The organism is Lentibacillus sp., assembly GCF_035301925.1.
In the GTDB taxonomy this organism is placed as follows: Bacteria; Bacillota; Bacilli; order Bacillales; family Amphibacillaceae; genus Lentibacillus.
The window spans coordinates 1-3,130 of the sequence record NZ_DATGTI010000073.1; the positions used below are offsets into that span (position 1 = coordinate 1).

Here is a 3,130-nt window from a genome sequence, read left to right on the forward strand (position 1 = left end):
TATTGGTTTCACCGATAAACGATGCAACAAAACGATTGTCAGGTTTGTTATAAATCTCTTGAGGTGTTCCGATTTGTTGGACTTCACCTTCACTCATGACCATGATTCTGTCGGACATTGCCATTGCTTCATGTTGATCATGTGTTACATATACCGTGGTAATCCCTAGTTCAACTTGTAGCCGCTTAATCTCGACCCGTGTTTCTTCACGTAATTTTGCATCTAAGTTGGACAATGGTTCGTCCAACAATAAGATATCCGGTTCAATTACAAGCGCCCTGGCGAGTGCAACACGTTGCTGCTGACCACCGGATAATTCCGTTATCTTTCTATTACCGTAGCCCACTAACCGAACAAATTCTTGCGCTTTTTCTACTTTTTCTTTTATAACACTTTTTGAAAGTTTCCTTACCTGCAGTCCAAACGCAATATTTTCAAAAACAGTCATATGCGGGAATAGTGCATAGTTCTGAAAAACCATTCCAATGTTTCGTTTGTTCGGTTTTACCGTCGTAATATCTTCGTTGTCAAAGGCTATCTTACCGCTTGTAGGAAAGTAAAACCCGGCTATCATTCTTAAAGTTGTCGTTTTGCCGCATCCGCTTGGGCCCAGAAATGTGAAGAATTCTCCGCTTTTTATATCAATGTTGATATCCTCAACGCCTCTGGCTTTCCCAAACATTTTAGTAATATGTTCTAGTCTGACACTTTTCATAACCTTCACCTTTCTTTTTCACAAAGTAGGATGATGTTCATCACCTTACAGTTCCAGGCTGATTTTTTTCTCCCTATGTTCTTACAAATATTTAAGTGGGTCAAATTCCAACACGTTCTCCCTCAACCAGTATCATTAAATGAACCTACTTTATGCTTTATTAAAGTTGTCTAAACTTGTTGTACAGGTTCCAGAACCGAAAAGTCACTCCTTCAATAATTGATTTCGAAGTGAATGATTTTCCCCTGATCACACTTGAATTATTTTCTTATCCAATTTTCAATCAGCTTATTTAGATTGCAGGTTGCTTCATCAACAATTTTTTGGCCCATTTCGAGTGAGGTTTGTTGAATTAACCCTGTGTACCCATCCCAGGATTCCGGCGTACCTTCAACAAGAATATATGGGTAAGAAGAGAGTTTTTCTACATCAGAAAACTCTGTATCACCTTCCTTAACATGGACGAGGTGAGGTTGAAATGCTTTAGTTGCTGACATCTCGTATGGTCCGCCATGACCTCTTCCCTTTGTGTCGACCATACCCAGTTCCTCTGCTTTATCGATTTCAACCATTTGCCACCAGTTAATTAATAAAAAACTAGTACTATTATGTTTACCTGTGACATATTCAGCAACAGCCCGTGATATCCCCATATTTCCATCATGAGCGTTTAAAAGCACAATCCGCTCTATACCTTGGTTTACAATCCCCTCGACTATATCTATCAAATATTCTTGAATGATAGAAGGCCGAATAGTAATGGTACCTTTATATTTATTGGTTTTCCCTGGACAAGCTGTATATGGTACAGTAGGAAAAACGACGCCGCCGAGTTCTCGATCAATTTTATTTCCAAACCCATCCGCTAAAAAAATGTCCGTTCCCAACGGAGAATGTGGCCCATGATATTCAAAACTGCCCAAAGGCAATACAGCAAATTTGGCATCAGAAAGCTCGTTTAATTCTCTTCCATGTATATCTGTAGCTTTCACCGTTATCACTCCTGTACTTCGACTGATCAAACTTCCGCCTAATCTTTTCCAAAAAAAAGACTATCAGAGATAGAACAGGATGAAGCGTCCACCCTGTTCCTGTTAATTCAACTTAATAAATCCTAGTTGGAATTTTTAATATTTTGATCCCAGTGTTCCATCCATTCCATTTCATTCTCAGCCATGATCTGCCAGTCCAAATCCATTTGATTCATTTCAAGATCTTTTAGCCAATCCGGCTGCTGCTCATCTTCTAAGTCAGAGCGAGTTGGAATTTGGAAAAAATCTTCTGATAATTTTGATCTGATACCCGGTGAAAATAGGAATTCAGAGAATAGTTCGGCATTTTCCGCGTTTTGTGCATCTTTTATAACACCAACACCATCTACCAAAATCGGAGCACCGCTTTCAGGCATGACATAACCAAACGGCTGATTATGCTGTTCCTTCTGCAGCAATATGTCCTGAAGGTTCCATAATGAAACTGTTCCTTCCTGGCGAGCTAATTTCAAATACAAATTAGTTGGATCTTGTGCATAATCCTTTGTGTTTGCATCAAGTTTACTTAACCACTCGTAACCCGCCTCAGGATCCTCGGGGTCCTGACGATAAATCATTGCTGAATAAATCGTTCTCATTGTTCCGGACGGCAATACTCCACGGATAATTATTTCATCTTCCCATTTTGGATCAAGTAAATCATCCCAGTCCTGTGGCGCCTCATTTTTTGAAAGTACATCTGTGTTATACATGATGACTTCGGGTAAAATAATTTCTCCGTACCAATGGCCTTCAGGATCTTTGTACTCTTCCGGTATGGCATCTGCGAAATCTGGTTCATAAGGTTGCAGCAGGTCTTCTTCAACAGCAGTATCAAAAGCAGATTGTGTTCCGCCCCACCAAAAGTCAGCCTGTGGATTTGTTTTTTCACCGCGCACACGTTCAAGTATCTGTTGTGCACCCATTGTTAACACTTCCACATTGATATCCGGATACTCTTCCTCAAATAATGGAATCACTTCATCAACAACGGTTTGATCTCTTGCTGTATATATAACCAGATCCCCGCTTCCTCCCTCACTGTTCTCACTTCCTCCTTCACTATCTCCATCGCTAGAACCTTGATCATCGCCACAAGCCGCCAGCAACATTAGAGAAATAGCAATTAAAAATATGAAGAGCCACGTCTTTTTACTTCCCATAATAATCCTCCCTCTTAGAAATAAATTATTTTAAAGCCGATGTGGAGAAGTTTTCTAACGCTAAATAAACCGCCCCATACAAACCAGCTTTAGAACCTAGCTCAGTTACTTTTATCTCAGGCATTTTCGGTACAAATTTTTCAATTGTCTGTTTATAGTGATTAAAGGACGATTGATCCATATTTGTCAGTTCTCCTGAAATAATTACGGCTTGAGGGTCT

Annotated in this window: 4 protein-coding genes; all 4 read right to left on the reverse strand. The window is 39.9% G+C overall.

The features are described 5' to 3' along the window. Window positions 1-715, reverse strand: a 715-nt coding sequence (locus VK080_RS06450) for an ABC transporter ATP-binding protein (RefSeq protein WP_324223951.1), incomplete at its 3' end; no start/stop codon positions are given. Window positions 716-975: 260 nt separating this feature from the next. Continuing rightward, window positions 976-1,707, reverse strand: coding sequence for a creatininase family protein (locus VK080_RS06455; RefSeq protein ID WP_324223952.1), 732 nt, complete (start codon window positions 1,705-1,707; stop codon window positions 976-978). Between the two features lie 122 nt (window positions 1,708-1,829). Further along, window positions 1,830-2,909 (reverse strand): extracellular solute-binding protein, encoded by a 1,080-nt coding sequence (locus VK080_RS06460; protein WP_324223953.1) that lies wholly within the window; start codon window positions 2,907-2,909, stop codon window positions 1,830-1,832. 25 nt (window positions 2,910-2,934) lie between these two features. Then, the coding region (locus VK080_RS06465; RefSeq protein WP_324223954.1) for an ROK family protein at window positions 2,935-3,130 on the reverse strand (196 nt) is incomplete at its 5' end.

Coding starts and splice junctions, on each gene's coding strand:
- VK080_RS06460 (WP_324223953.1), bottom strand. CDS start 2,909: ATGGGAAGTAAAAAGACGTGGCTCTTCATATTTTTAATTGCTATTTCT.